Here is an 18,206-nt window from a genome sequence, read left to right on the forward strand (position 1 = left end):
CCGAGCGCGGCCGGTGGCCGGAGCCCCGGCCGTCGGCGGGCGGCGGACGGCCGGCGGCTGTCCGACGCCGGCTCGGTCGTCGGCGGGCCGTCGTTCGACGCCGGGCCCGGTCGGCGACCGCTCAGTCGTCGGCCGTCTCGGCGATCCGACGGGCGAGTTCGTCCTCGTCGAGGGCGCCGATGTTCTCGCCGTACAGCGCGTTGGGCAGCCGGGTGTACTCCTCCACCATGCCGTCCCGCCAGGCGACGGTGAGGGTTCCGCCATCGAGCGCGAGGGCCCCCTCGGAGACGTCCGGCGAACCGTCGGCGCCGGCGTGGGCCGGGCACGGCTGGGCCGCCCCGCCCAGGGTGACCAGCCCCCGGTCGAGAACGCCATGGCAGGTGTCGGTGGGGTCGGCGCTGGGGTGGAGGACCGCCTCGCCGAGGATGAACTGGAGCTTGACGGGCTGTCCGCCGTCCTCGACGACATACCAGGCGCCCTCGACCTCGTCCGCGTCCGGCGCGTCCGCCCCCGCCTCGCCCGCTCCGTCGCTCCCGTCGCCCGAACCTCCCGTCAGCTCGCCGCTCTCCGAGCCGCCGGACGAGGAGGCGCCCGAGGACGCCTCCTCGTCGTCACAGGCGGTCATCAGCAGCGTGGCCGCCAGGGCGGCCGGCACGGCGAGCCGTATGGCCTTGCGCATGTGCTTCCCCTTGTGGGTTTTCGATCTTGACCCACAGGAGGCTACGTGCTCACTTTCGAGCAAAAGACCTGCAGAGAAGGGGTGTTACGGGCCTGTTTCGTTCCTTACGTGATCGATAACAACCGCTTTCCCCGGCCACCCGCTCTTCTTCGCCCTTTCTCGATTCTTCCGCCCTCTCGTGTTGTCACTGTGCGTAGTGATGGGGTAGATTCCCCGTGGAAGGTGACGGAGCGTAGCGACCGCCGGGCGGTCGGTCAGCCGAGTTCCGCCGCGTAGGGGTCCCAGCCCTCTGGGAGCGGCGGCGGCGCGGGAAGGGGGGTGTTCACGGTCTCACTGGTGAAGGAGTGAGCCTCGGCCGAGTCGATGACGGCGGCCATGGTGTGCAGCACATGGAGTGCCAACTCGCCCGAGGCGCGGTGCGGTTCTCCGGTCCGCACGGCGCGGGCCATCTCCAGGACGCCGATGCCACGGCCGGCCGTGGTCCCGGTGACGGGGAGTTCGGACCACTCCTCGGCGCCGTGGGACCGCACGCGGACGGGCCCGGTGAAGGTGTTGGGGTCGGGCACGGCGAGGGCGCCCTCGCTGCCGATGACCTCGAACATGATCCGGGGGATGGCCGAGTCGAAGCTGAACACGGAGGCCGCGCTCGGCCCCGAGTGGAATTCGAGCAGCGCGCTCACATGGGTGGGCACGTCCACGGGGAACTCCTCGCCCGCCTTGGGGCCCGAGCCGGTGGTCCGGCGGTCCCGGCCCCTGCGGGCGGTGGCGGCGACCCGGGACACGCCCCCGAAGAGCGCGACCAGGGAGGTGAGGTAGTAGGGACCTATGTCATAGAGAGGACCGGCGCCCGGCTGGTAGAAGAACGCCGGGTCGGGGTGCCAGCCCTCCGGGCCCAGGCTCTGGACGGCGGTGTGTGCCGCTATCGGGGTGCCGATGTGTCCGGACCGCACGGCGCGCAGTGCGGTCTGGATGCCGGCCCCGAGGAAGGTGTCCGGGGCGTTGCCCACCAGCAGTCCGCGTTGGGCGGCGGCGGCGAGGAGGCGCTCGCCCTCGGCGGGCTCGGTGGTCAGCGGCTTCTCGCCGTAGATGTGCTTGCCCGCCTCGACGGCGGCCAAGGCCACCTGGGCGTGGGCTGCGGGCACGGTGAGGTTGACGACGATCTCGACCTCGGGCACGGCCAGCACGGTGTCGAGGTCGCCGGCCACCGGCACCCCGTGCTGGGCGGCCGCGCGGGCGGCGCGTTCCGGGTCGAGGTCGCCGACTCCCAGGACCCGGACGTCGGGGAAGCTGGTCAGCGCCGTCAGATAGGCGTCGCTGATGACTCCGGCGCCGACCACCGCGACGCCCACGGGGCCCGTGCTCATGCGGACTCCAGGGTGGTGAGATAGGCGCGGCTGGCGGCGAGCGCCTCGAAGAGGTCGGTGTCGCAGCTGTCGAGTTCCACGATGCGCAGCGCGTCGGGGGCCGCCGCGAGGACCTCGGGCACCGGCATCCGGCCGGCGCCCACGGCGAGATGGGCACCGTCCCTGGTCAACGGCCCGTCCTTGACGTGCAGGGCGCGGACCCGGTCGCCGAGGTCGGTCAGCAGGCGGGGGACGTCGGCGCCGCCGAGGGCCGCCCAGTAGGTGTCGACCTCCAGGAAGACGGCGGGGTCGAGGAGTTCGGCGAGGTGCTCCAGGGCGTGGCGTCCGTCGATGACGGGCTCCAGCTCCCACCAGTGGTTGTGGTAGCCGAGTTGGATGCCATGGCCGGCGGCGGTCTCGGCGAGCCGGTTGAGCAGTTCGGCGGCGCGGGCGATGCCGTCCCTGCTGGTGAAGTCCTCCTGGGCGATGCCGGCGGGCACGATGGCCAGTTCGGTGCCGATGGTGTTGACAGCGTCCAGCACCGGGCCCGGCTCGTCGTCCCTGAGCAGGGCGATGGCGTGGATGGCGGGCACGGTGAGGCCCAGTTCGTCGACGAGGCGGCGGAAGCCCTCGGGGTCGTTGGTGGGGTCGTAGGGTTCGACGGCGGTGTACCCGATGTCGGCGATCCGGCGCAGTGCGGCGTCGCGATCGGTCGCGAGCGCCTCGCGCACGGTGTAGAGCTGAACGCCCAGTGGTTCGGGCATGGTCACAGCCTCCCGGAGGGAACGTGAAATGCGGCCAGAGAGGACGATAATGCGCTTTTCGTTCCGGACGCCAGGGGCTATCGATCACGAACCGAACCAATCCGAAGGTGCCCCCTGTGCGATCCGCCAACCCCCCGCACGGGAACCGCCCTTCGGAACGACTCCCCGGCCTCCCGGCCCCGGCGGCGGCGCCCGGCGGCGGCAGGAGTCCACGTGGTGGACGGCAACATGCCGATTTCACATCCCGTCCCGCTCCGGCAACATCACCCCAACTAACCGTCCCTCTAGGCGAGTTGGGCGTCACACTGTTGCCGTCCCATGTCCGCCACGCGACGGCGTCCCGGACGGGCGGACCGGGGCTCTCCGGCCGCCTTGACCCTTCGCTCAGGCGTTCGCTACGTTCCCCGACATGCGGACCTCCGAGCAGTTCACCGAGCGCCGCGCCGTCGATCTGATGCGCGTGAGCACCTCTCTCTGTCGCTGATCACTGATCGCTGATCCCTCCGCTTCCGGCCCGCGTCCGCACCGACGCCGACGCGGCCGCTCCCCCATGAGCCGCGCCGCGCGGCGCCGCCTCCCGGTGCCCGCCCCCGCTCCCGGCCGCACCGGCCGCACCGGCGTCGCGGGCCTCCCCAGCCGACGGGTGTCCTGACCCAACCGGCCGGTCTCCCCTGCCCCGTGACGCCGTCCCGGCGCGTGCCCGCTCCGCTTCCACCCCCCCCGTTTCGTGGCGTTCTCTCACCCCTGGAACCACCTATGCCCAGACATGGCCTCCTTCCGCGCTCCCCCGCCGCCCGCCTGCGCACCGCCCTCGGGGCGTCGCTGTTGCTCGGCTCGCTGCTGCTGACGTCCGGCTGCGCCGAGGAGTCGGCCACCGCGAGCGCCTCCGACCTCGCCGACATCCCCATCCCCGAGACGGTCTCGCCCGACACCAAGCTGACCATCGGCGCCCCCGAGGCCGAGGTCGCCCTCGAACTCTCGGGCCTGATCGACGAGATCCCCTTCGAGGTGGAGTGGGCCAACCTCAGCGGCGGCCCGCAGTGCTCGGAGGCGTTCCGCGCCAACTCGCTGGATGTCTGCTCGGCCGCCGAGATCCCCTCCATCCACGCCCACTGGACCGGACTCGACACCAAGCTCGTGGCGGCCGAGTTCCGCCAGGACCCCATCGCGAACCCGATCTACCAGCTGGGCATCGCCCCGGGCACCGAGGTCGAGGAGCTGTCCGACCTGCGCGGCAAGAAGATCGCGTTCAGCCCGGGCCAGGCCCAGGGCGCCCTGATCCTGCGGGTGTTGGAGGCCGCCGGCCTGACCCGCGACGACGTGGAGCTGGTCGAACTGCCCAGCACCGGCGACGTCTATCCCACCGCGCTCGGCAGCGGGCAGGTCGAGGTGGCGCCGCTCGGCTCGGTGCACATCCGCCGCTATGTCGAGCAGTACGGCGACGAGGGCGGCACCCTGGTCGAGCACGGCCTGCGGGACGACCCCGGCCATCTGTGGGTGCCGACCGAGTCCGTGAGCGACCCGGAGAAGGCGGCGGCCATCAGGGAGTTCATCAAGATCTGGGCGCGCGCCCAGATCTGGGTCGACGAGCACCCCGAGGAGTGGATCGCCGGCTACTACGTCGCCGACCAGGGGCTCTCACCCGAGGACGGCGCCTATCTGGTGGAGCAGAACGGCCACCCCGACATCCCCGCCGACTGGACCGAGGCCATCGAGCGGCAGCAGCAGACGATCGACCTGCTCGCCGAGGAGCTGGGCAACGAGCCCTTCGACGCGGAGATCCTCTTCGACCGCCGCTTCGAGTCGGTCGCCGCCGAGGCGATCGCCGACTACTCCTCCGAGGACGGCGACGAGCGGAACGGCGAGCAGGACAACGGCGAGGCGGAGGAGGGTGGTTCCCAGTGAGCACCGAGGTGTCGGGACGCGAGGTCGTCGAAGCCGAAGCCAAGCCGGCGGCCCCCGCCCCCCAGCGTCCCCAGGACGCGTCGCCGCCGCGCAGGCCGGCCCCGCCCAGGCGACGGCGCGGCCGACGGCTCGGCCCGGGACGGCCCATCCCGTTCGCCTGGGGCATCGGCCCACTGCTGCTCCTGGCGATCTGGTCCGTGGGCTCCGCCGCCGGCTGGATCGACGAGCGCAACCTCTCCGCGCCCTGGGACGTGGTCAGCACGGCCGTCGAGCTGATCGAGGACGGCCGCCTCCAGGACCACCTGTGGGCGTCCACCGAACGGGCCCTGTCCGGGCTGGCGTTCGGCGTCGCGGCCGGCCTGGTGCTGGCCCTGGTCGCCGGCCTGAGCCGGCTCGGCGAGGGCGTCATCGACGGCCCCGTCCAGATCAAGCGGTCGATCCCGTCCCTGGCCCTGATCCCGCTGCTGATCCTCTGGTTCGGCATCGGCGAGTCGATGAAGGTCATCACCATCACGCTGGGCGTGCTGGTCCCCGTCTACATCCACACCCACAACGGCCTGCGCGGCATCGACAGCCGCTACGTCGAACTCGCGGAGACCCTCCGGCTCAGCCGCTGGGGCTTCCTGCGCCATGTGGTGCTGCCGGGCGCCCTGCCGGGGTTCCTGCTGGGGCTGCGGTTCGCCGTGACCTCCGCCTGGCTCTCCCTGGTGGTGGTCGAGCAGGTCAACGCCACCAGCGGCATCGGCTACATGATGGAACTGGCCCGTACCTACGGCCAGACGGACGTGATCCTCGTCGGCCTGGTGGTCTACGGACTGCTCGGCCTGCTCTCCGACGGCCTGGTGAGGCTGGCCCAGCGAAAGGCACTGTCATGGCGACGCACTCTGGCGGACTGACCACCGCCCCCGCCCCGGCCGTCCGGATCACCTCGCTGGTGCGGGAGTTCGCCGGCCGCCGGGTCCTGGACGAGCTGGACCTGAGCATCGCGCCGGACGAGTTCGTGGCGCTGATCGGGCGCAGCGGCTCCGGCAAGAGCACTTTGCTGCGGGTGCTCGGCGGCATCGACCACGAGGTCACCGGCTACGAGGAGTTGACCGCCCCGGAGAACGTGTCGGTGGTCTTCCAGGACGCGCGGCTGCTGCCCTGGAAGCGGGTTCTCGACAACGTCGCGCTCGGCCTGCCGGGCTCGGACGCCGAGGCACGCGCCAGGACCGCGCTGGCCGAGGTCGGCCTCGCCGGCCGGGAGAACGCCTGGCCGGTGGAGCTGTCCGGCGGCGAGCAGCAGCGCGTGGCGCTGGCCCGTTCCCTGGTGCGGGACCCCGAACTCCTGCTGGCCGACGAGCCGTTCGGCGCGCTCGACGCGCTGACCCGGCTGAGGATGCACACGCTGCTCAAGCAGCTGTGCGCCCGGCACCGGCCGGCCGTGCTGCTGGTGACGCACGACGTGGACGAGGCCATCGCGCTGGCCGACCGGGTCGTGGTCCTCGACCACGGCCGGATCGCCGCCGACCTGCGCGTCGACGTGCCCGCCCCGCGCAGCCCGGGCACCGCCCGCTACGCGGCGCTGCGCGACGAGTTGCTGACCCTGCTGGGCCTGGACCCGACGGCCGGCACCGTTCCCGAGCCCGCCGACCCCGGCGCTTCCCAGCCCACCGACACCACCCCGAAGAACGCGAAAGGCAGCGACTTGTGACGCCGCGTCAGCTCCGTCTGAACCTGTTCATCTACCCCGGCGGCCACCACGAGGCCGCCTGGCGCTACCGGGGGTCGGCCCCCGAACGGCTGCTGGACATCCACTACTACCAGGAGATCGCCCGCCGGGCCGAGGCCGAGAAGTTCGACGGGATCTTCCTCGCCGACGGGCCCGCGCTGGCCGACAACGTCCGCTACGCCAGCCGGTTCCGCCTGGAGCCGTTCACCTCGCTGGCCACCCTGGCGGCGGTCACCGAGCGGATCGGGCTGATCGCCACCGCCTCCACCACCTACTTCGAGCCCTACAACCTGGCGCGGCTCTTCGCCTCGCTCGACCACCTCAGCAACGGCCGCGCCGGCTGGAACATCGTCACCACCGGAGCGCCCCAGGCGGCGGCCAACTTCGGCCTGGACGCGCACCCGGTGCACGCCGAACGCTACGACCGGGCACGGGAGTTCGTCGAGGTCGTCACCAAGCTGTGGGACAGCTGGGAGGACGGGGCGCTGATCGCCGACCCGGCCTCCGGCCTCTTCGCCGACACCGACCGGGTGCACCCCATCGAGCACCGGGGCAGGCACTTCACCGTGCGCGGCCCGCTCAACATCCCCCGCAGCCCTCAGGGGCGGCCGGTCTACGTCCAGGCCGGCTCGTCCGAGGACGGCCGCGCCTTCGCCGCCGCGCACGCCGAGGCCGTCTTCACGGCCCATCAGACGCTCGCCAGCGGGCAGGAGTTCTACGCCGACCTCAAGCGTCGCGCCACCGCCCTGGGCCGCGACCCGGAGCAGCTGCTCATCCTGCCCGGCATCAGCCCGTTCATCGGCTCGACGGAGGCCGAGGCGCGCGCGCTGCACGACGAGTTCAACGAGCTGACCCAGCCCGAGTACTCGCTCCAGATGCTCCACCGCATCCTCGGACTGCGCCTGACCACCGACCAGTTGGACGGGCCCGTGCCGCGCGAGCTGATCGAGACGGGCGGCGAACGCGGCAACGGCAGCAGGTTCCAGGTGATTCTCGACATCATCGACCGCGAACAGCCCACGGTGCGGCAGCTGTTGCACCGGCTGGCCGGGGCCCGTGGCCACCGCGTGGTGGTGGGCACGCCCGAGCAGGTGGCCGACCAGATCCAGGAGTGGTTCGAGAACGGCGCCGCCGACGGCTTCAACATCATGCCGCCGTGGCTGACCGGCGGGTTCGACGTCTTCGCCGAGCAGGTCCTGCCGATCCTGCGGCAACGCGGGCTGTTCCGCGAGGAGTACACCGGCCGCACCCTGCGGGAGCACTACGGACTGCCGCGCCCCGAGGGCCGGTTCGCCCAGGCGCCCGACCTGGTGCCCACGGCCGCCGGCTGACGCCGCCGACGACGCCCGCAGGACGAAGGAACCTCGCCATGACCCAGAGCACCGCTCCCCCGCTCGTCGCCCCCGGCGACCCGCCCCCGACCGACGCCGACGCGTCACCTCCCGCCCCCGCCTCGACGGAGCGTTCCCCCGGCCGGTCCACCGCCCGTTCCGCCCGACGTTCCCTGGCCGGGGCCGCCCTGGCGGCGGCGCTCCGGCTGCGCCGGGTCAGCGGGCTGATCGCCGTGCTCCTGCTGTGGTGGCTGGGCTCGGGCCAGGGCTGGCTCGGCTCCACCACCCCCTCCCCCGGCAGCGTCTGGAGCGCCGCCGTGGAGCTGGTCCGCTCCGGCGAGTACACCCACCACCTGGGCGTCTCGCTGGAGCGGGTCGGCAAGGGCCTGGCCATCGGCATCCCGCTCGGCATCGCGCTGGGCCTGGCGGCCGGCCTCACCCGCGCCGTCGAGGACGTGATCGACGCGCCGATCCAGGCGTTCCGGATGCTGCCGCACCTGGCGCTGGCCCCGGTGTTCATCATCTGGTTCGGCATCGGCGAGACGTCCAAGACCATGCTGATCCTGATCGGCCCGATCTTCCCGCTCTACATCAACGTCCTGCACGGCATCCGTGGCGTGGACAACCGGCTGGTGGAGGCGGCCCGTTCGTGCGGGCTGAGCCGCTGGGGCCTGACCCGGCGGGTGATCCTGCCCGGCGCGCTGCCACAGATCCTGGTCGGGCTGCGCCAGGCGCTGGGCATCGGCTGGCTGACCCTGGTCGTGGCCGAGCAGACGGCGACCACCTCCGGCATCGGCTATCTGATGACCGACGCCCGCGAGTTCCTGCGCACCGACGTGATGTTCGTGGTGCTGGTCACCTACGCGCTGCTGGGCGTCCTCTCCGACCTGTTGGTACGGCTCGTCGAACGGCGCGCCCTGGCCTGGCGCCGGGGCTACACCGGCCGCTGAACGACCCGCCCGGCGGGAGCGAACCGCCGCCCGCCGCGCGCCCCCTCCGAGGAGTCCCATGAGCCCGCACGCCCCCGCCACCGACCCCGTTCCGGCCACCGAGTCCACCGGTCCCGCTCTGGCGGCCGATCCCGTTCCGCCGCCGGCCCGTTCCATCGACCACTCCGGGGTGCGGGTGACCGGGCTGCGCCGCGCCTTCGACGGCCGGGTGGTCCTGGACGACGTCGAACTCACCATCGCCCCCGGCGAGTTCGTCTCCCTGCTCGGGGCCTCCGGCTCCGGCAAGAGCACCCTGCTGCGCGCCGTCGGCGGACTCGACCCCGGCGTCGACGGCCGGATCGAGGTGCCCGAGCGCACCGCGATCGTCTTCCAGGAGCACCGGCTGCTGCCCTGGGAGCGGGTGTGGCGCAACGTCACCCTCGGGGTCGGCGGCGGCGACCTGCGACGACGGGCCGTGGCCGCGCTCGCCGAGGTCGGCCTGGAGGGGCGGGCCGACGCCTGGCCCGGAACGCTCTCCGGCGGCGAGTCCCAGCGCGTCGCCCTCGCCCGCGCGCTGGTGCGCACGCCCCAACTCCTGCTGCTGGACGAGCCGTTCGGGGCGCTGGACGCGCTCACCCGGCTGACGGCCCAGGCGCTCGTCGAGGACCTGTGGGCGGAGCACCGGCCGTCGGTGCTGCTGGTCACCCACGACGTGGAGGAGGCGCTGCTGCTCTCCGACCGCGCGTTGCTGCTCGCCAACGGCCGGATCGCCGCCGAGTTCACCGTGGACATCCCCCGACCCCGCCCGCTGGACCACCCCCGCCTGGTGGAGCTGCGCACCGAGCTGCTGGCCGGGCTCGGCGTCCACGGCCCGGCCAGGCGCGGCGCCGACCGGGCGACCGAAGAGACCGCCACCCCGAGATCCGCCACCCCACCCAGGGAGAACCACCGATGAACCAACACCACTACTTCGACGACGCGTTGACGGAGCATCACGAGGCGGATGTGCTGGTGGTGGGCGGTGGCCCGGCCGCCACCTGGGCGGCGGTCAAGGCCGCCGAGTCCGGCTCGCGCGTGGTCCTCGCCGACAAGGGCTACTGCGGCAGCTCCGGCGCGACCGCCGCCGCCGGCACCGGCGTCTGGTACGTGCCGCCGCACCCCGAGGAGCGGGAGGCGGCGATGGCCTCCCGGGAGGGTCTTGGCGGGTATCTCGCCGACCGCCGCTGGATGGCGCGGGTCCTCGACCAGACCTGGCAGAACATGCACGAGGTCGCCACGGTCAGCCGCTACCCGTTCCCCGTGGACAACGCCGGCCGCCAGCTGCGGCGCGGCCTCCAGGGCCCGGAGTACATGCGGCGGATGCGGGTGCGGGTGCGGCGCGCCGGCGTGACGGTGCTGGACCACTCCCCGGTGCTGGAGCTGCTGGTCGACGAGGCCGGGGTGGTCGCCGGCGCTGCCGGGCACCGCCGGCAGGCCGACCGCCCGTTCACCGTGCGGGCCGGGGCCGTGGTGCTGGCCACCGGCGGCTGCGCGTTCCTCTCCCGGGCGCTGGGCTGCGACGTCAACACCGGCGACGGCTATCTGCTGGCCGCCGAGGTGGGCGCCGCGATGTCGGGCATGGAGTTCTCCAACGCCTATGCGATCGCACCGGAGTTCACCTCGGTCACCAAGACCGCCTACTACGCGTTCGCCACGTTCTACCACGCCGACGGCACCGAGTTGGAGGGCGCCGGCAGCAAGAAGGGGCGTTCGGTGATCGCCCGCGCCCTGCTGGACGAGGGGACGGTGCTGGCGCGGCTCGACCGGGCCACCGAGGCGGAGCGGCGCGCGATGCGGCTGGGCCAGGCGAACTTCTTCCTGCCGTTCGACCGGCTGGGCATCGACCCGTTCACCGACCTGTTCCCGGTGACCCTGCTGGCCGAGGGAACGGTGCGCGGCACCGGCGGCATCCGGCTGGTCGGCGACGACTGCGCGACGGAGGTGCCCGGGCTGTACGCGGCGGGGGACGCCGCGACCCGGGAGCTGATCTGCGGCGGGTTCACCGGGGGCGGCAGCCACAACGCCGCCTGGGCGATGTCGTCCGGCACCTGGGCCGGGCGCGGTGCGGCCGCGTTCGCCTCGGCGCTCGGCGAGCGGGCCCACGCGCGGCGGGTGACCCCGGCCGGGCGGGTCGGGCTGCGGCCCACCGGCACGCCGGGCCCGGCCGACGAGCACCGGTCCGTGGTCGCCGAGGTGCGGCGCGAGGTGCTGCCCTACGACAAGAACTACCTGCGCGACGGCGCGGTGCTCGGGCCCGCCCTGGAGCGCCTCAACGACCTGTGGGTCAGGGCGGGTTCGAGCCTGCGGGCCACCGGCGAGCGGGCGATGCGGGCCCGCAGGGCGGCGGCGATGACCGCGACCGCGCGCTGGATGTACACGGCCGCGCTGGCCAGGACCGAGAGCCGGGGGATGCACAAGCGCGCCGACCACCCACGGCAGATCGACCCGGACTTCCGACACCGGCTGATCACCGGCGGCCTCGACCGGCTGTGGACGCGCCCGGAGACCGGGGGCGTGGTCGGGTCCGCCGCCGCGACCGGGACGGCGGGCGCCGTCGAGGCCGTCGCCGGGGAACGGGCGGGGGCGGCGGCATGATCGAGGTGGTCTCGGCGGAGCGCTGCATCGCCTGCGACAAGTGCGTCCTGGCCTGCCCGACGAACGTCTTCGACACCGGCGCCGACGGCGTCCCGGTGATAGCCCGTCAGGACGACTGCCAGACCTGCTTCATGTGCGAGGCGTACTGCCCGGTGGACGCGCTCTTCGTGGCGCCGACCACCCACCCGGCCGCCCCAGGCGGCCTCGACGAGACCGAACTGGCCGCCGACGGCCGGCTCGGCAGCTACCGCGCCCACATCGGCTGGGGCCGGGGACGAACTCCCGGCGCCCGGCTGGCCGTTGGGCCCGAACTCCCCGGCGCAGCCCGGATGGTCGCCCCGTCCGCGCAGGAGCCCGAGCCCGCCGGAACGACCAGCACCACCGCACCGGCCCAGGCCGGCACCGCACGAAAGGCACCAACCCCGTGACCGCACGAACACCACGGACGACCCCTAGGCCACCACGGACCGCACGGAGACGGACGAGACAACGGGTCGCGCTGGCCGCGCTGTTGCCCCTGGCCCTGCTGACCGCGCTCACCGGCTGCGCCGAGTCCGCCGCCAACGACGACGCCGAGCTCGGCACGCTCCGCGTCGGCGTCATCGGCTCCAAGGCCCAACTCACCGGCCCCGTCGGCTATCTGCACCACCGCGACGAACTTCTGCCGCGCCTCGCCGAGTTGGGCTTCGATGACATTGAGGTGTTCCCGTTCCCCAACGGCCCCGACCTCAACCAGGCGCTGGTGGGCGGGAGTCTGGACGTCGCCAGCTACGGCGACACCCCGGCCCTGGTGGCGCGGGGCAGCGGCCTGGAGACCCGGCTGATCGCCCAGGCGCAGATCGGCAACGACGCCTCCATCGTGGTGCGCGACGACGGGCCGCGCTCCATCGAGGAGCTGGAGGGGGAACGGGTCTCCGTGCAGACCGGCTCCTATATCCACCGCTATCTGCTGGGCGCGCTGCGCGACGCGGGCGTCGAGCCGGCCGAGGTGCCACACATCTACACCGCCGACACCGAGGCGCCCCTGGAGCGCGGCGATGTCGCGGCCGCCGCCATGCCGCAGGTGAACGCGGAGGTGTTCGTCGCCAAGGGATACCGGATCATCGACCATCTGGCCGAGGACCACCCGGACTACGCCGGCACCAGCGCCACCGTCTCCACCCAGTCGTTCCTCGACGAGAACCCGGACTTCGCGGCCGCCTGGCAGGAGTGGCAGGACGAGGGCGTGCGGCTGGCCCGCGAGGACTTCGCGTCCTACCAGGACTTCGCCGTGACACTCTCCGACTTCCCCGAGGAGCTGGTGCGCGCGACCACCCTGGAGGAGCACCTGCCGGACGGCCCCTTCCCCGAGCGTGGCCTCGAACTGCTCGCCGGCACCAAGGAGTTCCTGGTCGAGGAGGACTTCATCGCGGAGGACTTCGACCTGGAGGACTGGCTGGTGCGCACCGAAGCAGCGGACTGATCCGGCCGGCGGGCCACACCACCACGCGTCGGCGGCACCACCACAGCGCGCCGGCGTGAACAGCATCGACCACCCATCGAGAGGGGCCCCGTGTCCGAAGAGCCCGTGCCGCTGTCCGTTCTCGACCTGGCACCGATCAGTTCGGGCGGCGACGCCGCCACCGCGCTGCGCAACACCGTCGATCTCGCCCGCGCGGCCGAGGAGTTGGGCTACCGCCGCTACTGGCTGGCCGAGCACCATCTGGCGACCGGGGTGGCCAGCTCCCAGCCGGCGCTGGTGATCGCCCTGGTCGCCGGCGCGACCAGCCGGATCAGGGTGGGCTCGGGAGCCGTCCAACTCGGCTTCCCCACCGCCCTGTCGGTGGTGGAACAGTTTGGCACCCTGGACGCCATCGCCCCCGGCCGCGTCGACCTGGGCCTCGGGCGCGGCGGCCAGCGCGCCACCCGCGAGGGTTGGCCACCGCCCGAGCCGAAGGAGCCCGTGGAGACCAGGGAGGTGAACGGGGTGGTGATCCCGCCGCCGTTCTCCCCCGGCCGGCTGCTGAACCTGCCCCGCTTCCTCGCCCAGCAGGAGCTGCTGCGCCCGCCGGGCGCCCAACCCCGCGACTACGCCGAGCAGGTGGACGAGATCCGCGCCCTGCTCGCCGGCACCTTCACCACGCCGGACGGCGACCCCGTGCACGCGGTGCCGGGCGAGGGGGCGGCGCTCCAGCTGTGGGTGCTGGGCTCCAGCGGCGGGGAGAGCGCCCGGGTGGCGGGCGAACGCGGGCTGCCGTTCACCGCCAACTACCACGTCAGCCCGGGCACCATCCTGGAGACCGTGGCCGCCTACCGGGCGGCCTTCGTGCCGTCGGCGGAGCGTCCCGAGCCCCGGGTGCAGGTCTCCGCCGACGTGCTGGTCGCCGAGGACGAGGCCACAGCGCTCCGGCTGGCGGCCGGCTTCGGCCCCTGGGTGCGGGCGATCCGCACCGGCCGGGGCGCCATCCCGTACCCCACGCCGGAGGAGGCGGAGGGCTTCGCGTGGACGGAGGACGAACGGGCCCTGGTCGCCGACCGGTTGGCGACCCGGTTCGTCGGCACGCCCGAGCAGGTCGCGGACGGCCTGCGGCGGCTGCGGAACGTCACGGACGCGGACGAGCTGCTGATCACCACGATCACCCACGACCACGCCGCCCGGGTCCGCTCCTACCGGCTGCTGGCCGAGGTCTGGGGCCTGACGTAGGGAAGATGCCCCGGTCGACTCGGGGATGACCGGGAACCCGTGACAACGGAGGTCCGCCGCACCGGAGTTGGGTGCGGCGGCCCTCCGTTGTCTCAGGCGACGGGCTTGAGCACCCGCTGGCCGGACAGCTCCAGCGAGAACAGGTCGACGATCTGCTCCAGCGGCTCCGCCACCGCCTCGGCCAGCGTCACCGAACCGTCCGGCTGCACCTGGATGTCGCGGTCCAGGACGAACCAGCCGGGGGTGATGTGCTGGGCGCCCATCGAGGAGAGCACCGGGCGCAACGCGTAGTCGATGGCCAGCACATGGGCCGTGCTGCCGCCGGTGGCCAGCGGCAGCACCGTCTTCCCGCTCAGCGCGTACTGCGGAAGCAGGTCCAGCAGGGACTTCAACAGCCCGGAGTAGGCGGCCTTGTAGACGGGGGTGCCGACCACCAACCCGTCGGCGCGCGCGATCAGTTCGGCCACCTCGACGATCGCCGGGTGCCGCAGGTCGGCGCCGAGCAGCGCGTCGGCCGGCAGGCTGCGGGCGTCGAGGGGTATCACCTCGTGGCCCTGGAGCGTGAGGCGCGCGTCGAGGTGGCGCAGCAGCCGGGCGGTGCGCGAGGTGGGCGAGGGACTTCCGGACAGGGACAGGACGACAGCCATGGCGGGCTCCTCGGACTCGGGGGCGGTCGGCCCCCTGCGTTCTTTCACGGGTGGGTCGAACGGGCGCCGTTCGCACGGCCGTTCATGCGGGCGTTCACGCGGTCGTTCACGCGGCCGTCAGACGGCGGCGACCGGCGCGGGCCGGGCGGCGGCCGTCGGGGTCTCGGCGTGCCGCGGATGGGTCCACAGGCCACGGGCGGCCAGGCGCGGAAGGACGCCCTCGCCGAACCAGTAGGCCTCCTCCAGGTGCGGGTAGCCGGAGAGGACGAACTCCTCGATGCCGACGGTCCGGTACTCCTCGATCAGGTCGGCCACCTCGTCGTGGCTGCCCACCAGCGCGGTGCCGGCGCCGCCGCGCACCAGGCCGATGCCGGCCCACAGGCCGGGGTGGATCTCCAGGTTGTCGCGGGTGCCGCCGTGCAGCGCCAGCATCCGCTTCTGGCCCTCCGACTCACTGAGCCGCAGGCCCTGTTGGGCGCGGGCCACGTCCTCGGGCCCGAACCCGGCGAGCAGCCGCTGGGCCTCGGCCCATGCCTGCTCCGAGGTGTCGCGGGTGATCACATGGAGCCGCACCCCGAAGCGCACGGTCCGGCCCTCCGCCTCGGCCAGGCGCCGCACCCAGGCGATCTTCTCGGCGACCTGCGCGGGCGGTTCGCCCCAGGTGAGGTACACGTCGGAGTGCCGGGCCGCGACGGGCCCGGCCGCGGCCGAGGAGCCGCCGAAGTAGATCTCCGGCACGGGATCGGGCAACCGCGTCAACCGCGCCTCCTCGACCCGCAGATGAGTCCCCGTCAGGCTGACGGTCTCGCCGCGCCACAGTCCCCGCACGATGGCGAGGAACTCGTCGGTGCGGGCGTAGCGGGCGTCCTTGTCCAAGGTGTCGCCGTAGGCGCGCTGTTCACGGCTCTCGCCGCCGGTGACGACGTTCAGCAGCAGCCGGCCCTCGGTCTGCCGCTGGTAGGTGGTGGCCATCTGGGCCGCCAGGGTGGGGGAGATCAGGCCGGGCCGGAAGGCGACCAGGAACTTCAGCCGCTCGGTGCGCTGCGCGACCATCGCCGTGGTCAGCCAGGCGTCCTCGCACCAGGCGCCGGTCGGCGTCAACGCGGCCTCGAATCCGACCTGTTCGGCGGCCTTGGCGATCTGGGCGAGATAGCCGACCGTGGGCGGCCGGTCGCCGCCGGCGGCGTTGACGGGCGTGCCGTGGCCGCCGCCGACGACATGGCGGCTGTCGCCGTTGGTGGGCAGAAACCAGTGGAAGGTCAGGGACATGGACGATTCGCTCCTGTCAGCGCCCGGCCCGGGGGCGGTCGCACGCGGGCCGGCCCGGGGCGCGCGCCGGCGGGGGCCGGCGCCACGCGCACGGTGGCCACGGGGGGTTGACCTCGGGGAGGGCCGGTTGGGGAGGTGAGGGAGGGGCCGGCCGGTCACGAACCGGCCTGGTCGCGAACCGGCCTGGTCACGGGCCGGTTCGGGTCAGCGGATGCGGACCGGGCCTCTGGCGCGCGTGACGGCGCTCGACGAGGCTCAGCGACGGAGCGGAGCGGGGAACGCGCGGCCCGGGCCGGGGAGTTGGTGGGTCAGCGACAGACGGGACACATCGCGGCGGCCACGCGGAGCAGATCCACGCAGCGGCGGCGGGTCAGGGTCTGGGCACCGGGCATGGTTCGATGCAAGCACGCGACCTGGGGAGCGTCAATGCCACGCTCGCCATGCGAGACGGGGCGTGCGCCGGGCGCGAGCCCGAGCGCCCGCCGCGCGCTCCTCCTGTGGGAGGGCGTGAGGGGCGCGCGCTCCGTCGAAGGAATGTAGACCGGAGGCCACTACTCTCGGTGTTGGGTTTCGTATTACGGTCGGGACATGCAGACAAGCGGGGCCCGGGCACACAACTGGGCGGGAAACATCACCTTCGGCGCCGCGCGGCTCCATCGGCCGCGTTCGCTCGACGAGCTGCGCCACATCGTCGCCGGTGCTCAGCGGGCCCATGTGCTCGGCAGCGGGCACTCGTTCAACCGGATCGCCGACACCGAGGGCGACCTGCTGCGGGTGGACGGGCTGCCGCGCAGGGTGGAGATCGACGAGACGCGCGGCGTGGTCACGCTGAGTGCCGGGCTGCGCTATGGGGAGCTCGCCACCGAGCTGCACGCGGCCGGCTTCGCCCTGGCCAACCTCGCCTCCCTGCCGCACATCTCGGTCGCCGGTTCGGTCGCCACCGGCACCCACGGCTCGGGGAACGAGCGGCGGGGGCTGGCCTCCGCCGTCACGGCGATGGAGTTCGTGGGCGCGGACGGCGAGACGTTCTCGCTGAGCCGGGAGTCCGACCCCGGGCGCTTCCCCGGCGCCGTGGTCCACCTGGGCGCCCTGGGCGTGGTCACGGCGCTGACGCTGGAGGTGGAGCCGGCCTTCGAGGTGGCGCAGTGGGTCTATCCGGGGGTGCCGGTGGGGACGGTCGCCGCGGGGTATCCGGAGATCTCCGCCAGCGCCTACAGCGTCAGCGTCTTCACCGACTGGCACAGCGACACGGCCACGGTCCTGCTCAAGCGCCGGCTCGACCGGGAGGCGGCCGGCCACCCCGGGGAGAGCTGGCTGGGCGGGCGGCTGGCCGCCGGGCCCTGGCACCCGATCCCGGGGATGCCGGCCACCTACTGCACCGAGCAGGGCGGGGTGCCGGGGCCCTGGCACGAACGACTGCCGCACTTCCGGCCGGAGTTCACGCCCAGCGGCGGCGAGGAGTTGCAGTCGGAGCTGTTCCTCCCGAGGACCTCGGCCGGCGAGGCGGTGGGCCTGCTGCGGGAGATGGCGGGGGACTTCGCCGGGGTGCTCCAGGTCTCGGAGATACGCACCATCGCCGCCGAGGACCTGTGGCTCAGCCCCGCCGAGGGCCGGGACTCTATGGCGTTCCACTTCACCTGGGTCAGGGACATGGAGGCGGTGCTGCCGGTGCTGGCGGCCGTGGAGGCCCGGCTGCTGCCGCTGGGCGCCCGCCCGCACTGGGGGAAGGTCACGACGGCCACCCCGGCGACCGTCGCCGAGCGCTTTCCCCGGCTGGCGGACTTCCGTCGGCTGGCCGACTCCCTGGACCCGGAGGGCTGCTTCCGCAACGCGTTCCTGGACGGGCTGCTGGCCGCCGCGCCCTGAGCCGTTCCCGGGGCCCGGCCGGGCGGGAGCGGGACGGGCGGGCTGTCCCCGGCGGACGCCTCGCCGACCGGGCCCGGCCGGCGGACCCGCCCCGGCTCGAATGGCCGACCCCGGAGGCCCCACCTACGCTGAACAGCATGGACGACAAGGACATCCTCGCCCGTGTCGACGAGCTGGTCGCGGAGGAGCGGGCCCTGCGGGACCGCGCCACCGGCCGGGGCCTCGCGGAGGAGGAACGGGTGCGCCTGAGCGACCTGGAGGTCCGGCTCGACCAGTGCTGGGACCTGCTGCGCCAGCGCCGCGCCCGCGACGAGTTCGGCGCCAACCCGAACGCGGCGGTCACCCGCCCCGCCCGCGAGGTCGAGGGATACGAGTCGTGACGACCGGCCCCCGGCCCGGGGGCTCGGCGGAGCCGCCGCGCGGGCGGCCGCGCCCCGGGCTGAGC

The 18,206-nt window shown here is 73.6% G+C and carries 17 protein-coding genes; 12 read left to right on the forward strand and 5 right to left on the reverse strand.

The annotated features are described in order from the left end of the window. Positions 1 to 121: 121 nt before the first annotated feature. The 3 genes from EBN88_RS20300 to EBN88_RS20310 all read right to left on the reverse strand — a co-directional run bounded on the left by EBN88_RS20300 (position 122) and on the right by EBN88_RS20310 (position 2,786). Positions 122 to 679, reverse strand: a complete 558-nt coding sequence (locus EBN88_RS20300) for a hypothetical protein (RefSeq protein WP_122185340.1) — start codon at positions 677 to 679, stop codon at positions 122 to 124. Between the two features lie 254 nt (positions 680 to 933). Next, positions 934 to 2,043, reverse strand: a complete 1,110-nt coding sequence (locus EBN88_RS20305; protein WP_122185341.1) for a Gfo/Idh/MocA family protein — start codon at positions 2,041 to 2,043, stop codon at positions 934 to 936. Next, positions 2,040 to 2,786, reverse strand: a complete 747-nt coding sequence (locus tag EBN88_RS20310) for a sugar phosphate isomerase/epimerase family protein (protein ID WP_122185342.1) — start codon at positions 2,784 to 2,786, stop codon at positions 2,040 to 2,042. Before EBN88_RS20310 ends, EBN88_RS20305 begins: the two co-directional genes overlap by 4 nt. Positions 2,787 to 3,542: 756 nt before the next feature. Here EBN88_RS20310 and EBN88_RS20315 point away from each other — a divergent pair. The 10 genes from EBN88_RS20315 (at position 3,543) to EBN88_RS20360 (ending at position 13,979) form a co-directional block, all read left to right on the forward strand. Next, positions 3,543 to 4,691 (forward strand): ABC transporter substrate-binding protein, encoded by a 1,149-nt coding sequence (locus EBN88_RS20315; RefSeq protein ID WP_122185343.1) that lies wholly within the window; start codon positions 3,543 to 3,545, stop codon positions 4,689 to 4,691. Next, positions 4,688 to 5,587 carry an ABC transporter permease gene (locus EBN88_RS20320; protein ID WP_122185344.1) on the forward strand — a complete coding sequence of 300 codons (900 nt, stop codon included), beginning with the start codon at positions 4,688 to 4,690 and terminating at the stop codon, positions 5,585 to 5,587. Before EBN88_RS20315 ends, EBN88_RS20320 begins: the two co-directional genes overlap by 4 nt. Continuing rightward, entirely contained in the window at positions 5,563 to 6,384 is an 822-nt protein-coding gene (locus EBN88_RS20325; RefSeq protein WP_122185345.1) for an ABC transporter ATP-binding protein, read from the forward strand. Before EBN88_RS20320 ends, EBN88_RS20325 begins: the two co-directional genes overlap by 25 nt. Beyond that, positions 6,381 to 7,733: an LLM class flavin-dependent oxidoreductase gene (locus EBN88_RS20330; RefSeq protein ID WP_122185346.1), complete on the forward strand. Its 1,353-nt coding sequence runs from the start codon at positions 6,381 to 6,383 to the stop codon at positions 7,731 to 7,733. Before EBN88_RS20325 ends, EBN88_RS20330 begins: the two co-directional genes overlap by 4 nt. Positions 7,734 to 7,771: 38 nt before the next feature. After that, positions 7,772 to 8,683 carry an ABC transporter permease gene (locus EBN88_RS20335; RefSeq protein WP_122185347.1) on the forward strand — a complete coding sequence of 304 codons (912 nt, stop codon included), beginning with the start codon at positions 7,772 to 7,774 and terminating at the stop codon, positions 8,681 to 8,683. Between the two features lie 58 nt (positions 8,684 to 8,741). Beyond that, complete coding sequence (locus EBN88_RS20340; protein WP_122185348.1) at positions 8,742 to 9,617, forward strand: ABC transporter ATP-binding protein; 876 nt, start codon at positions 8,742 to 8,744, stop codon at positions 9,615 to 9,617. Continuing rightward, positions 9,614 to 11,296 carry an FAD-dependent oxidoreductase gene (locus EBN88_RS20345; RefSeq protein ID WP_122185349.1) on the forward strand — a complete coding sequence of 561 codons (1,683 nt, stop codon included), beginning with the start codon at positions 9,614 to 9,616 and terminating at the stop codon, positions 11,294 to 11,296. The genes EBN88_RS20340 and EBN88_RS20345 overlap by 4 nt, the downstream gene beginning before the upstream one ends. Beyond that, entirely contained in the window at positions 11,293 to 11,724 is a 432-nt protein-coding gene (locus EBN88_RS20350) for a 4Fe-4S dicluster domain-containing protein (RefSeq protein WP_122185350.1), read from the forward strand. The genes EBN88_RS20345 and EBN88_RS20350 overlap by 4 nt, the downstream gene beginning before the upstream one ends. Before the next feature lie 83 nt (positions 11,725 to 11,807). Then, positions 11,808 to 12,758, forward strand: a complete 951-nt coding sequence (locus EBN88_RS20355) for an ABC transporter substrate-binding protein (protein ID WP_199742422.1) — start codon at positions 11,808 to 11,810, stop codon at positions 12,756 to 12,758. Between the two features lie 90 nt (positions 12,759 to 12,848). Then, positions 12,849 to 13,979 (forward strand): LLM class flavin-dependent oxidoreductase, encoded by a 1,131-nt coding sequence (locus tag EBN88_RS20360; protein WP_199742423.1) that lies wholly within the window; start codon positions 12,849 to 12,851, stop codon positions 13,977 to 13,979. 92 nt (positions 13,980 to 14,071) lie between these two features. Here the strand turns inward: EBN88_RS20360 and ssuE are convergent, their stop codons facing one another. Next, positions 14,072 to 14,626 (reverse strand): NADPH-dependent FMN reductase, encoded by a 555-nt coding sequence (gene ssuE, locus EBN88_RS20365; protein WP_122185352.1) that lies wholly within the window; start codon positions 14,624 to 14,626, stop codon positions 14,072 to 14,074. Between the two features lie 117 nt (positions 14,627 to 14,743). Further along, complete coding sequence (locus EBN88_RS20370) at positions 14,744 to 15,895, reverse strand: LLM class flavin-dependent oxidoreductase (protein ID WP_122185353.1); 1,152 nt, start codon at positions 15,893 to 15,895, stop codon at positions 14,744 to 14,746. A 588-nt stretch (positions 15,896 to 16,483) separates the two neighbouring features. Here EBN88_RS20370 and EBN88_RS20375 point away from each other — a divergent pair. After that, positions 16,484 to 17,761, forward strand: a complete 1,278-nt coding sequence (locus EBN88_RS20375; protein WP_122185354.1) for an FAD-binding protein — start codon at positions 16,484 to 16,486, stop codon at positions 17,759 to 17,761. Between the two features lie 137 nt (positions 17,762 to 17,898). After that, complete coding sequence (locus EBN88_RS20380) at positions 17,899 to 18,141, forward strand: DUF2630 family protein (protein ID WP_122185355.1); 243 nt, start codon at positions 17,899 to 17,901, stop codon at positions 18,139 to 18,141. Positions 18,142 to 18,206 lie beyond the last annotated feature (65 nt).

Source organism: Streptomyces triticirhizae (assembly GCF_003696235.1).
GTDB lineage: Bacteria > Actinomycetota > Actinomycetes > Streptomycetales > Streptomycetaceae > Streptomyces > Streptomyces triticirhizae.

Coding starts and splice junctions, on each gene's coding strand:
- EBN88_RS20300 (WP_122185340.1), bottom strand. CDS start 679: ATGCGCAAGGCCATACGGCTCGCCGTGCCGGCCGCCCTGGCGGCCACG.
- EBN88_RS20305 (WP_122185341.1), bottom strand. CDS start 2,043: ATGAGCACGGGCCCCGTGGGCGTCGCGGTGGTCGGCGCCGGAGTCATC.
- EBN88_RS20310 (WP_122185342.1), bottom strand. CDS start 2,786: ATGCCCGAACCACTGGGCGTTCAGCTCTACACCGTGCGCGAGGCGCTC.
- EBN88_RS20315 (WP_122185343.1), top strand. CDS start 3,543: ATGCCCAGACATGGCCTCCTTCCGCGCTCCCCCGCCGCCCGCCTGCGC.
- EBN88_RS20325 (WP_122185345.1), top strand. CDS start 5,563: ATGGCGACGCACTCTGGCGGACTGACCACCGCCCCCGCCCCGGCCGTC.
- EBN88_RS20335 (WP_122185347.1), top strand. CDS start 7,772: ATGACCCAGAGCACCGCTCCCCCGCTCGTCGCCCCCGGCGACCCGCCC.
- EBN88_RS20340 (WP_122185348.1), top strand. CDS start 8,742: ATGAGCCCGCACGCCCCCGCCACCGACCCCGTTCCGGCCACCGAGTCC.
- EBN88_RS20345 (WP_122185349.1), top strand. CDS start 9,614: ATGAACCAACACCACTACTTCGACGACGCGTTGACGGAGCATCACGAG.
- EBN88_RS20350 (WP_122185350.1), top strand. CDS start 11,293: ATGATCGAGGTGGTCTCGGCGGAGCGCTGCATCGCCTGCGACAAGTGC.
- ssuE (WP_122185352.1), bottom strand. CDS start 14,626: ATGGCTGTCGTCCTGTCCCTGTCCGGAAGTCCCTCGCCCACCTCGCGC.
- EBN88_RS20370 (WP_122185353.1), bottom strand. CDS start 15,895: ATGTCCCTGACCTTCCACTGGTTTCTGCCCACCAACGGCGACAGCCGC.
- EBN88_RS20375 (WP_122185354.1), top strand. CDS start 16,484: ATGCAGACAAGCGGGGCCCGGGCACACAACTGGGCGGGAAACATCACC.
- EBN88_RS20380 (WP_122185355.1), top strand. CDS start 17,899: ATGGACGACAAGGACATCCTCGCCCGTGTCGACGAGCTGGTCGCGGAG.